Here is a 14,449-nt window from a genome sequence, read left to right as displayed (position 1 = left end):
CCATGCAGCCCGAATCACACCAAAACGCCACCCTGGACGAGCGGATCACCGGCGCCCTCGTCGGCGCGGCCGTCGGCGACGCCCTCGGCGGCCCCGTCGAGGGCTACAGCCCCGAGCAGATCCTGGAACGCCACGGCGGCCGCGTGCACGGCGTCGTCGGCCCCTGGCACGGTGACGACTGGCGCACCGCCCGCCCCCTGGCCCCGTACCACAAGGGCGACGGCCACGTCACCGACGACACCTTGATGACGCACGCCCTGATCCGCGTCTACGCCCGGGTCCGCGACCACCTCGACGCCTACGCGATCGCCGACCACCTGGTCCCCGACCTGATGACCGAACCCCGCTGGATCCCCGAGCTGGAGACCGAGGCACTCCCCCTGCAGCGCCTCTTCCTCGCCGAGAAGTGGCTGGTCACGCGGCTCCACTACGGCCACGCCGATCCGCGCGAGGCCGGCACCGGCAACATCGTCAACTGCGGCGCGGCCATGTACGCGGCCCCGGTGGGCCTGGTCAACGCGGCCGACCCGCGGGCGGCGTACGCCGAGGCCCTGGACGTCGCCGGCGCACACCAGTCGTCGTACGGCCGTGAGGCGGCGGGCGTGCTGGCCGCCGCCGTGGCCGCCGCCTGCACCCCCGGGTCGAGTCCGGACTCGGTCGTCTCGGCGTGTCTGACCCTGGCGAAGGACGGCACCCGCGCGGCGATCGAACAGGTCTGCGAGGAGGCCTCGCGCCACACGGACTTCGAGTCGGCGCTCGCCCCGCTGCGCGAGGCGGTCACCCCCTTCGACACCGTGGGCCCCGACTACCGCGCGCCCTCCCTGGGCGCCCGCCGCCCGTCCCGGCTGCACGCCGTCGAGGAACTCCCGGTCGCGCTGGGCATGCTGCTCGTGGCGCGCGGCGACTACCGCCACGCGGTCCTGGGCGCGGTGAACTACGGCCGCGACTGCGACTCCATCGCCACCATGGCGGGCGCCCTGGCCGGCGCCCTCGGCTCGCCGGTGCCCGAGGAGTGGGCGAAGACGGTGGCGGAGGCCAGCCGTCTGGACCTGTGGGAGCCGGCGGCGACGCTCACGGCCGTGACCCGCGAGATCTTCGCCAAGGACGTGGCCCGCCGCCGCGCCCACGAGCGGGCGTTCGCCTCCCTCGGAGGCCGGGAATGCTGCGACTGACCTGGGTGCAGCCGGAGGACCTGATCGGCCACGAGCTGCGCCAGGCGGCCCAGGACGGCCGGGAACCGTCGCGGATCGCGGCCCGCTGGCGCGCCGCGGGCGGCGCACCGGCCCCCCTCGCGGCCGGGGCGTCCCCCACCCCGGCCTCCCGCTCCCTGCGCCGCCTGGCGGAGGACCTCCTGGACGAACTGGCCGACCTGCCCAGCGCCTTGGCGGACGACGAGCCGACCGGCCTGGAGGCGATCCGGGCCGCCTGCCCCGACTGGCCGGCCCCCTCGGCCCGCTCGGCCCGCTCGGCCACCACCACCGACCGCCTGGAGGCCGCCTGGCTGGGCCGGGCCGCCGGCTGCCTGCTGGGAAAGCCGGTCGAGAAACTGCCCCTCGACGCCGTCCGCCGGCTCGCCCGCGCCACCGGCAACTGGCCCCTCGCCGGCTACTTCACCGCCCGCGGTGTGCCGCCGGACCTGCTGCGGGAACACCCCTGGAACCGCCGCTCGGCGGCCACCTCCCTCGCCGAGAACATCGACGGCATGCCCGAGGACGACGACCTCAACTACCCCCTGCTGAACCTGATCCTGCTCCGGCGCCACGGCACGGGTTTCACCACCGCCGACGTGGCCCGCACCTGGCTCGACGAACTCCCCGCGGGCCGCACCTTCACCGCCGAGCGCGTCGCCTACCGCAATCTGCTCTGCGGCCTGGAGCCCCCGCACACCGCCCGCCACCGCAACCCGTTCCGGGAGTGGATCGGCGCCCTGATCCGCGCCGACGTGCACGGCTGGACCCACCCCGGCGACCCGGCCGCCGCCGCCGAACAGGCCCACCGGGACGCCACGCTGACCCACACCGGCAACGGCGTCTACGCGGCGATGTTCACCGCGGTCGCGATCGCGACAGCCGCGACCGGCGACCACGACGTCCACGCCTGCCTGCGCGCCGGCCTCACCGTCGTCCCCCCGCGCTCCCGCCTCGCCGCGGCCGTCCGGCACGCCGTGCGGCTGGCGCGCGAGCACGAGGACTTCGACACGGTCGTCGACGAGCTGCACGCCGTGCACGCCGAAGGCCACCACTGGGTGCACGCCGTCCCCAACACGGCCCTGACCGCGGCCGCGCTCACCCACGCCGACGGTGACTTCGGCGGCTCGATCAGCCGCGCGGTCGGCGGCGGCTGGGACACGGACTCGGTCGGAGCGACGGCCGGGAGCATCGCGGGCCTGCTGGCCGGGCACCCCGCGGCGCTGCCGGACCACTGGACGGCACCCCTGAAGAACCGCCTGTCCACGTCGGTGGGCGATTTCAACGGCATCGGATTCGACACGCTCGCCCACCTCACGCACCGGGAGATGCACCGCTCATGACAGCGCCTCAGCCCGCGCCCCTGTCCGGTCTGCGCGTTCTCGACCTCGCCACCCTCTTCGCCGGCCCGATGGCCGCCACCCTGCTCGGCGACTTCGGCGCGGAGGTCGTCAAGGTCGAGCATCCCGCGAAGCCGGATCCCTCACGCGGCCACGGCCCGGCCAAGGACGGCGTGGGCCTGTGGTGGAAGACGCTCGGCCGCAACAAGCGCACCATCACCCTGGACCTGTCCAAGCCCGGTGGCCGCGCCACACTGCTGCGCCTCGCCGCCACCGCCGACGTGATCGTCGAGAACTTCCGCCCCGGCACCCTGGAGAAGTGGGACCTCGGCTGGCCGGAGCTGTCGGCCGCCAACCCCCGGCTGGTGCTGGCCCGCGTGACCGGGTTCGGCCAGTTCGGCCCCTACGCCCACCGGCCCGGCTTCGGCACCCTCGCCGAGGCCATGAGCGGCTTCGCCGCGATCACCGGCGAACCGGACGCGCCCCCGACCCTGCCCCCGTTCGGCCTGGCCGACGCCATCGCGGGGCTGACGACGGCGTACGCCGTGATGACGGCCCTCGCGGCGCGGGAGCGCACCGGCGAGGGCCAGGTCGTGGACACGGCCCTGATCGAGCCCATCCTGGCCGCGCTCGGCCCCCAGCCCCTCTGGTTCGACCAGCTCGGGCACGTGCAGCCGCGCACCGGCAACCGCTCCCCCAACAACGCGCCGCGCGGCGTCTACCGCACCGCGGACGGCTCCTGGGTCGCGGTGTCCACCTCCGCCCAGTCGGTCGCCGAGCGCGTGATGCACCTGGTCGGCCGCCCGGAGCTGATCGACGAGCCCTGGTTCGCGACCGGCGCCGACCGCGCCCGCCACGCCGACGTCCTGGACGAGGCGGTCGGCTCCTGGATCGCCGCGCGCACCCGCACCGACGTGCTGGCCGCCTTCGAGAAGGCCGAGGCGGCGGCGGCTCCGATCTACGACGTCCGGGACGTGATGGCGGACCCGCAGTACCAGGCCCTGGGCACCGTCACCACCGTCGACGACCCGGAGCTGGGTCCCCTGCGCATGCAGAACGTCCTCTTCCGCCTGTCCGCCACGCCCGGCGCGATCCGCTGGGCCGGCCGGCCGCACGGCGCCGACACCGACGAGGTCCTCACCGAACTGGGTCTGACCCCGGCCGACCTCACCGCGCTGCGCACCGAGGGCGCCCTGTGACGCGCCACCCCCTCACCTGGCTCTACGCCCCGGGCGACCGGCCGCACGTGGTGGCGAAGGCCCTCACCCGCGGTGCCGACGCGGTGGTGGTCGACCTGGAGGACGCCGTCGCCCCCGACCGCAAGGCGTACGCCCGGGCCGCCACCGCCGAGTTCCTCGCCGAGCCGCCGCCGGTCCCGGTCCACGTCCGCGTCAACGCCCTCGGCAGTCAGTGGGGCGAGGAGGACGTCGCCGCCCTCGCGCGGGCGCCCGGCCTGTCCGGGCTGCGCCTGCCCAAGGTGACCTCGCCCGCGGAGATCATCCAGGTCGGGAGCCGGGTCGCGACCGGCCTGCACGCCCTGGTGGAGTCGGCCCTCGCCGTGGAACTGGCGTATGTCATCGCCACCGCCCACCCGGGCCTGCGCGGCATCTCCCTCGGCGAGGCGGACCTGCGGGCCGACCTGGGCGTGCGCGACGACCGGGGTCTGGACTGGTCGCGGTCACGGGTGATCGTGGCCGCCCGGGCCGCGGGTCTGCCCCCGCCTGCCCAGTCGGTCCACCCCGACATCCGCGACCTGCCGGGCCTGGCCGCCTCCTGCGCGCACGGCCGCGCGCTGGGTTTCCTCGGCCGGGCCGCGATCCACCCCCGGCAGCTTCCGGTGATCGAGCGCGCCTACCTGCCCACCGAGGAGGAGATCGAGCGGGCGGAGTCGGTCCTCAAGGCGGCGGCGAGCGACCCGGGTGCCCAGGCCCTGCCCGACGGCCGTTTCATCGACGCGGCGATGGTGACGGCGGCCCAGCGCACCCTCTCCCTGACCCGCCACCGCTGACCATCGCGGCCCGTGGCCGCCGAGGGCCCGACCCCGCCCGGGGGGCGGGAGCCCACCGAAGTCGCCACCACCGAGGGTCCCGTCCCGTCGCCGCTCGGGCCCCGTGGCCGGCCGCTCGGGGACCCGGCGGCCACACGGTCGCACCCGGCACGGCGCAGACGTCCCCGGTGGGCCCGCCGCCGCTGAGGGTCGCGGGCGGGTCACCGGTGAGGGCCCACCGGTCCCGTCCGGAAGTGGTCCCAGGGTCTTCGCGGGCCGTGGGTCTTCGCGCGCCGTCGGCGGAACGCGGCGCGGGCGCCCCGGACGGTTCCGGGGCGCCCGCGATGCCGTGGAGGAGAGCCGGTCAGGTCTTCTTGCCCGACCCGGCCTCGTTCCTCGCCTCGTCCCCGGTCTCCTCCCGCCCGGCCTCACCGGCGAAAGCGCCACCGGCCTTCTCCGCGGGCTCGTCCGCCTTGTCCGCGGCCTCGGTCTTCTCCTCGCCACCGGCTCCCGCCTCGCCGGCCTCGACCACGGGGGCGGCGGCCCCCGGCTCGACGACGTCCTCCCGGCCGGGCCGCTTCTTCGCCGACACCACGAGGTAGGTCACCGCGAGCAGGAACACCAGGATCGCGGTCCACACGTTGAGCCGCAGGCCCAGGACGTGGTGGGCGTCGTCGACCCGCATGTACTCGATCCACGCGCGTCCCGAGCAGTACGCGGCGACGTACAGGGCGAACGCCCGGCCGTGCCCGAGCCGGAAGCGGCGGTCGGCCCAGATGACCAGCAGGGCCACGCCGACGCACCACAGCGACTCGTACAGGAACGTCGGGTGGTAGGTGCCCGGGATCCGGCCGTCGGAGGAGGAGGTGATCTCCAGGGCCCACGGCAGGTCGGTGGGCTTGCCGTACAGCTCCTGGTTGAACCAGTTGCCCCAGCGGCCGATGGCCTGCGCGAACGCGATGCCGGGCGCGACGGCGTCGGCGTAGGCGGGCATGGGGATGCCGCGGCGGCGGCAGCCGATCCAGGCACCCAGCGCGCCCAGCGCGATAGCACCCCAGATGCCGAGGCCGCCCTCCCAGATCTTGAAGGCGTCCACCCAGTCACGGCCCTCGCTGAAGTACAGCTCGTAGTCCGTGATCACGTGGTAGAGGCGGCCGCCGATCAGGCCGAAGGGGACGGCCCAGACCGCGATGTCGGCCACCGTGCCGGGCCGCCCGCCCCGGGCGATCCACCGCCTGTTGCCGAGCCAGACGGCGACGAAGACGCCGATGATGATGCAGAACGCGTAGCCGCGCAGCGGAACGGGGCCGAGGTACAGCACCCCGCGCGACGGGCTGGGAATGAAGGCAAGTTCCATGGCAAGGTCGACGCTACCGTGCCGGACCGGGCCCGGGGCGGGCGGCCCGGCTACGGGTCCATAACAGGGGCGGCTGAATTCCCTATCCCTGATTCGCCTTCTGCACCATCTGCTTGAGCTTGGCCGGGGTCATCGTGCGGTCCTGGTAGATGTTCCTGCCGTCGAGCAGCACGGTCGGGGTGCCGGAGAACCCGCCCTTGTCGAACGCCTGGTGGGACTTGGCGACCCAGCTGTTGTGCGTGCCGTCCTCGACGCACTTGCGGAAGGCGGGCGTGTCCAGGCCGTCGACCTTGCCGGCCAGCTCGATCAGTTTGCCGTTGTCCGCGTAGGCGTCGTCGACCTCCTGCGGCTGGTTGTCGAAGAGCACGTCGTGGTACGCGGCGAACTTCCCGGCGTCCTGGGCGCAGGCGGCCGCGTTGGCCGCGTTGCGCGAGCCGGTGCCGCGCATGTTGCCGTCGATGAGGGTGACCAGGTGGTACTCGACCTTGAGCCGGCCCGCCCCGGTCAGCTCGTGGATCACCGGCCGGTAGACGGTCTCGAAGGACTTGCAGGCGGGGCAGCGGAAGTCCTCCCACACCGTGAGCGTCGACTTGGCGCCGTCCTTGCCGACCTGGATGGCCAGACCGTCCTTGCCCTGCGCCCCCGAGGGCGCCACGACCGGGCCGGAGGCCTCGCCGCCGTCGTCCTTGCCGGCGTTGGCCGCGACGACGCCGATCACCGCCGCGAGTCCCAGGACGGCGACGACGGCACCGCCCACGATCAGCGCGCGCCGGCGCTTGTCCGCGGACTTCTGCTTCTCGCGCTCGACCGCCAGTCGCTCACGGGCGGTGCGCTTTCCCTCACGGTTCTTCTCGCTCACACCCCGGAAACGAACCGGGGAGACGCACCGCGCCTCCCCGGCCCCAGGTCCACCCGTACGAGGGACCCGTATGACTTCCGGCGTCGTCACGCCCGTCCGCGCACGCCCTGGGCGAGGTCACCGGCGAGGGCGCGCACGGCCTCGACGCCGGCCGCCTCGTCGGGGGCGTCGAGCATGGCCTTGACGAAGGCCGAGCCGACGATCACGCCGTCGGCGAAGCCGGCGACCTCGGCCGCCTGGGCGGGGTTGGAGACGCCGAGCCCGACGCAGACCGGCAGGTCGGTCCCGGTGCCCCGGGTGCGTTCCACCAGGTCCTGCGCCTGGTTGCTGACGCTGGCACGGGTGCCGGTGACGCCCATGAGGGAGGCGGCGTAGACGAAGCCGCTGCCCGCCGCGGTGATCTGCGCGAGCCGTTCGTCCTTGCTGCTGGGGGCGACGACGAAGACGGTGGCGAGACCGTGCTTGTCGGCGTGCTCCCGCCACAGCGCCGACTCCTGCACGGGCAGGTCGGGCAGGATGCACCCGGCGCCGCCCGCCTCGGCCAGCTCGGCGGTGAACCGCTCGACGCCGTAGCGGTCGATGGGGTTCCAGTACGTCATGACGAGGATGGGCTTGCCGGTGGCGGTGTGGGCCTCGCGGACGGTGCGCATCACGTCGGCGATCCGGACGCCGCCGCGCAGGGCGATGTCGTCGGCCGTCTGGATGACGGGGCCGTCCAGGACGGGGTCGCTGTGCGGCAGGCCCACCTCGACGACGTCGGCGCCGCCGGCGACGACGGCCTTGACGGCCTCGATGCCGCCGTCCACGGTCGGGAAGCCGGCCGGGAGGTAGGCGATGAGGGCCGCACGCCCCTCCGCCTTGGCCGCGGCGAGGGTGTCGCTCAACAGCTGCAGGTTGCCGCTCACTTGGCGTCCCCCTCGATCTCGGCGGTGCCGGAGGCGTCCTCGGCGACCTCTGCGTCGGTGTCGTACAGGCCGAAGTAGCGGGCTGCGGTGTCCATGTCCTTGTCACCGCGGCCGGAGAGGTTGACCACGATCAGCCCGTCCTCGCCCAGCTCCCTGCCGACCTCCAGGGCACCGGCCAGGGCGTGGGCGCTCTCGATGGCCGGGATGATGCCCTCGGTGCGGGACAGCAGGCGCAGCGCCTGCATGGCCGCGTCGTCGGTGACCGCGCGGTACTCGCCGCGGCCGGAGTCCTTCAGGTAGGAGTGCTCGGGGCCGATGCCCGGGTAGTCCAGGCCGGCCGAGATCGAGTAGGGCTCGGTGATCTGGCCCTCCTCGTCCTGCAGGACGTAGGAGCGGGAGCCGTGCAGGATGCCCGGCTCGCCCGCGGTCAGGGTCGCGGCGTGCTCGCCGGTGTCGACGCCGTGCCCGGCGGGTTCGCAGCCGATGAGGCGCACGCTCTCGTCGGGGATGAAGGCGTGGAAGAGGCCGATGGCGTTGGAGCCGCCGCCGACGCAGGCGATCGCGGCGTCGGGCAGGCGCCCGGCGCGCTCCAGGAGCTGGCGTCGGGTCTCGACGCCGATGACTCGGTGGAAGTCGCGGACCATGGCCGGGAAGGGGTGCGGTCCGGCGACCGTGCCGAACAGGTAGTGGGTGCGGTCGACGTTGGCGACCCAGTCCCGGAAGGCCTCGTTGATGGCGTCCTTCAGCGTGCGGCTGCCGGACTTCACGGCGATGACCTCGGCGCCGAGCATGCGCATGCGGGCCACGTTGAGGGCCTGGCGCTGCGTGTCGATCTCGCCCATGTAGATGGTGCAGTCGAGACCGAAGAGGGCGCAGGCGGTGGCGGTCGCGACGCCGTGCTGGCCGGCGCCCGTCTCGGCGATGACCCGGGTCTTGCCCATGCGCTTGGTGAGCAGGGCCTGGCCGAGCACGTTGTTGATCTTGTGGGAGCCGGTGTGGTTGAGGTCCTCGCGCTTGAGGAAGACGCGGGCGCCGCCGGCGTGCTCGGCGAAGCGGGGCACCTCCGTCAGGGCGGAGGGGCGGCCGGTGTAGTTGACCAGCAGGTCGTCGAGTTCCCTGGCGAACTCGGGGTCGTGCTTGGCCTTGTCGTACTCGACGGCCACCTCGTCGACGGCGGCGACGAGGGCCTCGGGGATGAACTTGCCGCCGAACGCGCCGAAGTAGCCCTCGGGCGTCGGGGTCCGCCCCTCGGGGTCGGGGATGAAGAACTGGCTGGGCATGCGGATACCTCACGGTGAGTGGGTGTGGGATGCACTGATCGCCGTGGGGGCAGGGCTTCGCTGTCGACCGCGGGCCGTATGTGGCTCGTCGCGTCCGCGCGGCGGCAGCCGCACGTCAGATGATGCCCCGCGCCCTAACGGGCGCGCTGCCATCGCATGCCGTTGACCTGGCCCGGTTCGTCGCCGATGACGTACCGGACGCGGCGGCCGTGGACCCGGCGGGCGGGCGCACGGCAGCCGCGGGGGCGGCAGCCGCGCGCGAGGCGGGCGTACCGGTCCACGGTCGTCAGGGTGGTGGTCATCGGGGCAAGCCTAGCGGGAGGTCAGCTCCGGCCGTGCCGGAGTGCGGGGTGTTCACCGGCCGCCACCAGGTCGGACACCGCCGTCCTGGGGTCCTTGCCGGTGACGAGGGACTCGCCCACCAGGACCGCGTCGGCGCCCGCGTTGGCGTAGGCGATGAGGTCGTGCGGGCCCCGGACGCCGGACTCGGCGATCTTGATGATGTGGTCCGGGATCTCGGGGGCCACGCGCTCGAAGGTGCCGCGGTCGACCTCGAGGGTCTTCAGGTTGCGGGCGTTGACGCCGATCACCCGGGCGCCCGCGTCGACCGCGCGCTCCACCTCGTCCTCGTCGTGCACCTCGACCAGCGGGGTGAGCCCGATGGACTCGGCGCGCTCGATGAGGGACTCCAGGGCGGGCTGGTCGAGGGCGGCGACGATCAGCAGGGCGACGTCGGCGCCGTAGGCGCGGGCCTCCCACAGCTGGTAGGAGGTGACGATGAAGTCCTTGCGCAGCACCGGGATGTCCACCCGGGCGCGCACGGCCTCCAGGTCGGCGAGCGAGCCGCCGAAGCGGCGCTGCTCGGTGAGGACGGAGATGACGGCGGCGCCGCCCGCCTCGTAGTCGGCGGCGAGGCCGGCCGGGTCGGCGATGGCGGCCAGGGCGCCCTTGGAGGGGCTGGAGCGCTTGACCTCGCAGATGACCTTGACGCCGTCGCCGCGCAGTGCGGCCGCGCCGTCCTTGGCGGCGGGAGCCTTCGCCGCGCGCTCCTTGAGCTCGTCGAGGCTGACGCGCGCCTGCCGCTCGTCGAGGTCGGCTCGGACTCCGTCGATGATCTCGTCGAGCACACTCACGCGAGCGGCCCCCTTCCAGACTCTTGACAGTTCCAGCGACCGATCGGAAGCCGATGGTCACTGCGATGGTATCCGCAGCGGGGCGTAGGCCTCGCATCCGGTTGACGCCGGTCCCACTACCTGGACGTACACAAGATGATCAAGGATGGAGCCAGCCACCGAAGGGCAGGTTCCGGACAACCGTGAAGACCAGCAGCAACGCCCCGAGGCTCCACACCAGCCCGGCCGGGGGGTCGATCCGCAACGGGCGCCCGCGGACGGCGTGGACCACCCAGACGGTCCAGAACACGGCGAAGGCGAGGTAGCCCGCGACGGCGGCGGCGTTGTCCTGGAGGGCGGCGGCGAGGTCGCCGTGGACGACGGCGTGGGCGCTGCGCAGTCCGCCGCAGCCCGGGCAGTACAGGCCCGTGTACCGCAGCAGCGGGCAGGCCGGGTAGTGGCCGGGTTCGTTGGGGTCCACCGCGCCGACGTAGGCGAAGGCCGCGGCCGCCGCCGCGAGCACCCCGGCGGGGATCGCGAGGCGGCCGGCGAGGCCGGTCGTCGCCCGGCGGTGGCCGGCCGTCACCCGGTGGTGGTCGGTGTTCACAGCAGGCATTGTGCCCCGCACACGCGCGAGGGGCGGCTGCGGCACGTGCGTGCCGGCCGCCCCTCGCGCGGGGACGCCTGGTGCGCCGGGCTCAGCCCTGGGCGCCCGCCGGCTCGCGGTCGCCGGTCGTCTGGTGCGGCTGGCCGTGCTCCTTGGGCTGGCCGAGGCCCATCATGCGCATGATGCCGCCGACGACACCGCCGAGGAGCACGACCGCCATGCCCGCCCAGAAGCCCACCGGGTGGTCCATCACCATGAAGGCGCCCGCGACGCAGAAACCGATGAAGGCGATGATGACACCGGTCCAGGCGGCCGGGGTGTGACCGTGGCTGCTGCCCGCCATTGCTTGCTCCTCGTTGCTGTGTGCGTGTCTGAGCAGGACGCTCGGGGCCATTGTTCCGCACGCGCACTCGCCGGGTCACCGGGGGTGCGCCCCGTCCTCACCCGTGCGGCTCAGGCGCCGGTCGGGTCCTCGCCCCGGTCCAGTGCCTTCCACAGGTCCTCGGGCCGGTCGGGGTCGACGGCCGGGGCCGCGCGGCGCGGCCGGGGCCTGCTGCCGCCGCGCTCGTAGCGGCCGGACATCCCCGGCCACAGGCGGCCGTAGCGCAGGGCGAGCAGTCCGGCGAGCAGGATCAGGACGCCGCCGACGGCCGCGACGTAGGGCCAGGCGGTGTGGCTGAGGGCGCCGACGGAGGCGGAGGTGTCGCCGGTGGCCTGGGCGGCCTGCTCGTCGAGCGCGGAGCTGTCGGAGGCGCCGAGCAGGGCCGCGGCGACGATGCCCGCGCCGGAGAGGGCGAGCAGCCCGGCCACGACGAGCCGGCCGGCGCGGCGCACGGCGAAGACGGCGACGAGCGCGGCGAGGCCCACTATGGCGAGCGCCGCGGGGACACCCGTGACGTCGCTGCCCTTGGCGGTGAGGGGGAACGCGCCGCCGGCCACCGTCGCGGTGCCCTCCGACCACTGCTGCCGGGTGGCGAGCAGGGCCACGGCCGCGCCGAGCGCGCCGGCCGGCAGGGCGACGGCGAGGCTCAGGCGGCCGGCCCGGGAGGGTCCGGCGGCTCGGGAAGGGGGGTGAGGTACGGCAGTCACGTACTCCACTATCGCCTGAACCCCGGGCGATACGTCACCCGGGGTTCGTCTCAGGCCCCGTCCAGACGGTTGGCCGTGTGCACGGCGCGCAGCACCGCGGCCGCCTTGTTGCGGCACTCGGTGTCCTCGGCGACCGGGTCCGAGTCGGCGACGACACCCGCCCCGGCCTGCACGTACGCGGTGCCGTCGCGCAGGAGGGCGGTGCGGATGGCGATGGCGGTGTCGGAGTCGCCGGCGAAGTCGAGGTAGCCCACGCAGCCGCCGTACAGCCCGCGCCGGGACGGTTCGAGTTCGTCGATGATCTGCATCGCCCGGGGCTTGGGCGCACCGGAGAGGGTGCCGGCGGGGAAGCAGGCGGTGAGGACGTCGAAGGCGCTGCGGCCCGGGGCCACGCGGCCGGTGACGGTCGAGACGATGTGCATCACGTGCGAGTAGCGCTCGACGGACATGAAGTCGACGACCTCGACCGAGCCGGGCTCGCACACCCGGCCCAGGTCGTTGCGGCCCAGGTCGACGAGCATGAGGTGCTCGGCGCGCTCCTTGGGGTCGGCCAGCAGCTCCTCGGCGAGGGCCTGGTCCTCCTGCGGGGTCGCGCCGCGCCGGCGGGTGCCCGCGATGGGGTGCACCATGGCCCGGCCGTCCTCGACCTTGACCAGCGCCTCGGGCGAGGAGCCGACGACGTCGAACCCGTCGAAGCGGAAGAGGTACATGTACGGCGAGGGGTTGGTGGCCCGCAGCACCCGGTAGACGTCCAGGGCGCTCGCCGTGCAGGGCGTCTCGAAGCGCTGGGACGGCACGACCTGGAAGGCCTCGCCGGCCCGGATGCGCTCCTTGATGTCCTCGACGGCCTGCTGGTAGTCGGGGCCGCCCCACCGCGCGGTGTACTCGGGCAGTTCGGAGGGCGGGAGCACGGCCGGGGGCTGGGCGACCGGGCGGGTCAGGTCGGCCTGCATGGCGTCGAGGCGGGCCACGGCGTCCGCGTGGGCCTCGTCGACGCCCGTGTCCCGGTCGTTGTGGTTGATCGCGTTGGCGATCAGCAGGACCGAGCCCTCCCAGTGGTCCATGACGGCGAGATCGCTGGTCAGGAGCATGGTCAGCTCGGGCAGCCGGAGGTCGTCGCGCTCGCCGGGGCCGATCTTCTCCAGGCGGCGGACGATGTCGTAGCCGAGGTAGCCGACCATGCCGCCGGTGAACGGCGGCAGGCCCTCCTGGTGGGGGGTGTGCAGGGCCTCGATGGTGGCGCGCAGCGCGGCGAGCGGGTCACCGCCGGTGGGGACGCCGACGGGCGGGGCGCCGAGCCAGTGGGCCCGGCCGTCGCGCTCGGTCAGGGTGGCGGCGCTGCGGACGCCGACGAAGGAGTACCGGGACCAGGAGCGGCCGTTCTCCGCCGACTCCAGCAGGAAGGTGCCGGGGCGCTCCGCGGCGAGCTTGCGGTAGAGCGCCACCGGGGTGTCGCCGTCGGCGAGGAGCTTGCGGGTGACGGGGATGACCCGCCGGTCGGTGGCGAGCTTGCGGAACGTCTCGAGGTCCATGGCGAGTGACCTTACTGATCCGTGGCGGGGTCGCCGGTGCCGCCGTCCTTCAGCAGCACGTCCTCGTCGAAGCAGGTGCGCGCGCCGGTGTGGCAGGCGGCGCCGACCTGGTCGACCTGGACCAGGATCGTGTCGGCGTCGCAGTCCAGCGCGACGGACTTCACCCACTGGACGTGGCCGGAGGTGTCGCCCTTGACCCAGTACTCCCGGCGGCTGCGCGACCAGTACGTGCACCGGCCGGTGGTCAGGGTGCGGTGCAGGGCCTCGTCGTCCATCCAGCCGAGCATCAGCACCTCTTTGGTGTCGTACTGCTGGGCGATGGCGGGCAGGAGGCCGTCGGGGCTGCGCTTGAGGCGCGCGGCGATCTCCGGGTCGAGGCGGCCGGATCGGTCGGACGTGCTGGTCATGCCGACCATTGTGCCGCGCCGCGCCGCCGGACCCGGTTCCGTGTCCACTGGGCGGACCGGCGCGGCGGCCTCGACCGGCACGTCCGCTGGGCGGACCGGGGGGCCGGCCGTAGGCTGGCCGCATGTCGACCCATGCCAAGCGTGAACGACTTCTCCTCGCCGACCTGTTGGAGACCGCGGGCCCGGACGCGCCCACCCTGTGCGAGGGCTGGCGGACCCGGGACCTCGCCGCCCACGTGGTGGTGCGCGAGCGCCGCCCGGACGCCGCCGGCGGCATGCTGATCAAGCAGCTCGCGCCCCGGCTCGACCGGGTCATGGCCGAGTACACGGACAAGCCGTACGAGGAGCTGATCCAGCTGATCCGCACGGGTCCGCCGCGCTTCTCGCCGTTCTCCCTCAAGCCCGTCGACGAGGCCTCGAACATCGTCGAGTTCTACGTCCACGCCGAGGACGTACGCCGCGCCCAGCCCGACTGGTCGCCGCGCGAACTCGATCCGGTCTTCCAGGACGCCCTGTGGTCCCGTCTGGAGCGCACGGCCCGCCTGATGGGCCGGGGCGTGCCGACGGGCCTGGTGCTGCGCCGCCCCGACGGCCAGACGGCGGTCGCCCACCGCGGCACCCCGGTCGTCACGGTCACCGGCGAGCCGTCCGAACTGGTGCTGTTCTCCTACGGCCGCCAGAGCGCCGCCAAGGTCGACCTGGCGGGCGACGAGAACGCCATCACCGAACTCCGGCGGTCGAAGCAGCTGGGGATCTGAGCGGTCCGGCGTTTGTGGGCCGGGACCCG

General features: G+C 74.1%; 16 protein-coding genes. 5 read left to right on the top strand and 11 right to left on the bottom strand.

Translation table 11 applies throughout. The features are described from left to right. Positions 1-2 precede the first annotated feature (2 nt). The 4 genes from Q5694_RS07125 to Q5694_RS07110 are packed head-to-tail and all read left to right on the top strand — an operon-like array spanning position 3 to position 4,535. A complete protein-coding gene (locus Q5694_RS07125) occupies positions 3-1,172 on the top strand; it encodes an ADP-ribosylglycohydrolase family protein (protein WP_333931246.1) in 1,170 nt (389 codons plus the stop codon). Continuing rightward, positions 1,160-2,530, top strand: a complete 1,371-nt coding sequence (locus tag Q5694_RS07120) for an ADP-ribosylglycohydrolase family protein (protein WP_333931245.1) — start codon at positions 1,160-1,162, stop codon at positions 2,528-2,530. Before Q5694_RS07125 ends, Q5694_RS07120 begins: the two co-directional genes overlap by 13 nt. Continuing rightward, positions 2,527-3,726 carry a CaiB/BaiF CoA transferase family protein gene (locus Q5694_RS07115; protein WP_333931243.1) on the top strand — a complete coding sequence of 400 codons (1,200 nt, stop codon included), beginning with the start codon at positions 2,527-2,529 and terminating at the stop codon, positions 3,724-3,726. Before Q5694_RS07120 ends, Q5694_RS07115 begins: the two co-directional genes overlap by 4 nt. Next, complete coding sequence (locus Q5694_RS07110; RefSeq protein ID WP_333931241.1) at positions 3,723-4,535, top strand: HpcH/HpaI aldolase/citrate lyase family protein; 813 nt, start codon at positions 3,723-3,725, stop codon at positions 4,533-4,535. Before Q5694_RS07115 ends, Q5694_RS07110 begins: the two co-directional genes overlap by 4 nt. Positions 4,536-4,878: 343 nt before the next feature. Here Q5694_RS07110 and lgt read toward each other — a convergent pair whose 3' ends face one another. From lgt to hisI, 11 genes are all read right to left on the bottom strand, one after another. Then, the gene (gene lgt / locus Q5694_RS07105; RefSeq protein WP_333931240.1) at positions 4,879-5,871 is read right to left on the bottom strand and encodes a prolipoprotein diacylglyceryl transferase; all 993 of its coding nucleotides are present in this window, start codon (positions 5,869-5,871) and stop codon (positions 4,879-4,881) included. 82 nt (positions 5,872-5,953) lie between these two features. Further along, positions 5,954-6,730, bottom strand: a complete 777-nt coding sequence (locus Q5694_RS07100; protein ID WP_333931239.1) for a DsbA family protein — start codon at positions 6,728-6,730, stop codon at positions 5,954-5,956. Between the two features lie 86 nt (positions 6,731-6,816). After that, a complete protein-coding gene (gene trpA / locus Q5694_RS07095; protein ID WP_333931237.1) occupies positions 6,817-7,635 on the bottom strand; it encodes a tryptophan synthase subunit alpha in 819 nt (272 codons plus the stop codon). After that, positions 7,632-8,915, bottom strand: coding sequence for a tryptophan synthase subunit beta (gene trpB / locus Q5694_RS07090; RefSeq protein WP_333931236.1), 1,284 nt, complete (start codon positions 8,913-8,915; stop codon positions 7,632-7,634). The genes trpA and trpB overlap by 4 nt, the downstream gene beginning before the upstream one ends. A gap of 134 nt (positions 8,916-9,049) precedes the next feature. Beyond that, the gene (gene trpM / locus Q5694_RS07085; RefSeq protein ID WP_333931235.1) at positions 9,050-9,217 is read right to left on the bottom strand and encodes a tryptophan biosynthesis modulator TrpM; all 168 of its coding nucleotides are present in this window, start codon (positions 9,215-9,217) and stop codon (positions 9,050-9,052) included. A 21-nt stretch (positions 9,218-9,238) separates the two neighbouring features. Further along, a complete protein-coding gene (gene trpC / locus Q5694_RS07080; protein WP_333931234.1) occupies positions 9,239-10,048 on the bottom strand; it encodes an indole-3-glycerol phosphate synthase TrpC in 810 nt (269 codons plus the stop codon). Between the two features lie 139 nt (positions 10,049-10,187). Beyond that, positions 10,188-10,643 (bottom strand): DUF2752 domain-containing protein, encoded by a 456-nt coding sequence (locus Q5694_RS07075; protein ID WP_333931233.1) that lies wholly within the window; start codon positions 10,641-10,643, stop codon positions 10,188-10,190. Positions 10,644-10,725: 82 nt separating this feature from the next. After that, the gene (locus tag Q5694_RS07070) at positions 10,726-10,977 is read right to left on the bottom strand and encodes an HGxxPAAW family protein (RefSeq protein WP_333931232.1); all 252 of its coding nucleotides are present in this window, start codon (positions 10,975-10,977) and stop codon (positions 10,726-10,728) included. A gap of 110 nt (positions 10,978-11,087) precedes the next feature. Next, positions 11,088-11,732 carry a TIGR02234 family membrane protein gene (locus tag Q5694_RS07065; RefSeq protein ID WP_333931231.1) on the bottom strand — a complete coding sequence of 215 codons (645 nt, stop codon included), beginning with the start codon at positions 11,730-11,732 and terminating at the stop codon, positions 11,088-11,090. 41 nt (positions 11,733-11,773) lie between these two features. After that, the gene (locus tag Q5694_RS07060; RefSeq protein ID WP_333931230.1) at positions 11,774-13,255 is read right to left on the bottom strand and encodes an anthranilate synthase component I; all 1,482 of its coding nucleotides are present in this window, start codon (positions 13,253-13,255) and stop codon (positions 11,774-11,776) included. 11 nt (positions 13,256-13,266) lie between these two features. After that, positions 13,267-13,662, bottom strand: coding sequence for a phosphoribosyl-AMP cyclohydrolase (gene hisI / locus Q5694_RS07055; protein ID WP_333931229.1), 396 nt, complete (start codon positions 13,660-13,662; stop codon positions 13,267-13,269). Positions 13,663-13,784: 122 nt separating this feature from the next. Between hisI and Q5694_RS07050 the strand changes: the two genes are divergently transcribed. Then, positions 13,785-14,420 carry a TIGR03085 family metal-binding protein gene (locus Q5694_RS07050; RefSeq protein ID WP_333931228.1) on the top strand — a complete coding sequence of 212 codons (636 nt, stop codon included), beginning with the start codon at positions 13,785-13,787 and terminating at the stop codon, positions 14,418-14,420. Positions 14,421-14,449 lie beyond the last annotated feature (29 nt).

The organism is Streptomyces sp. AHA2 (assembly GCF_036857595.1).
GTDB lineage: Bacteria > Actinomycetota > Actinomycetes > Streptomycetales > Streptomycetaceae > Streptomyces.
This window is presented reverse-complemented; position numbering and strand designations above follow the sequence as displayed.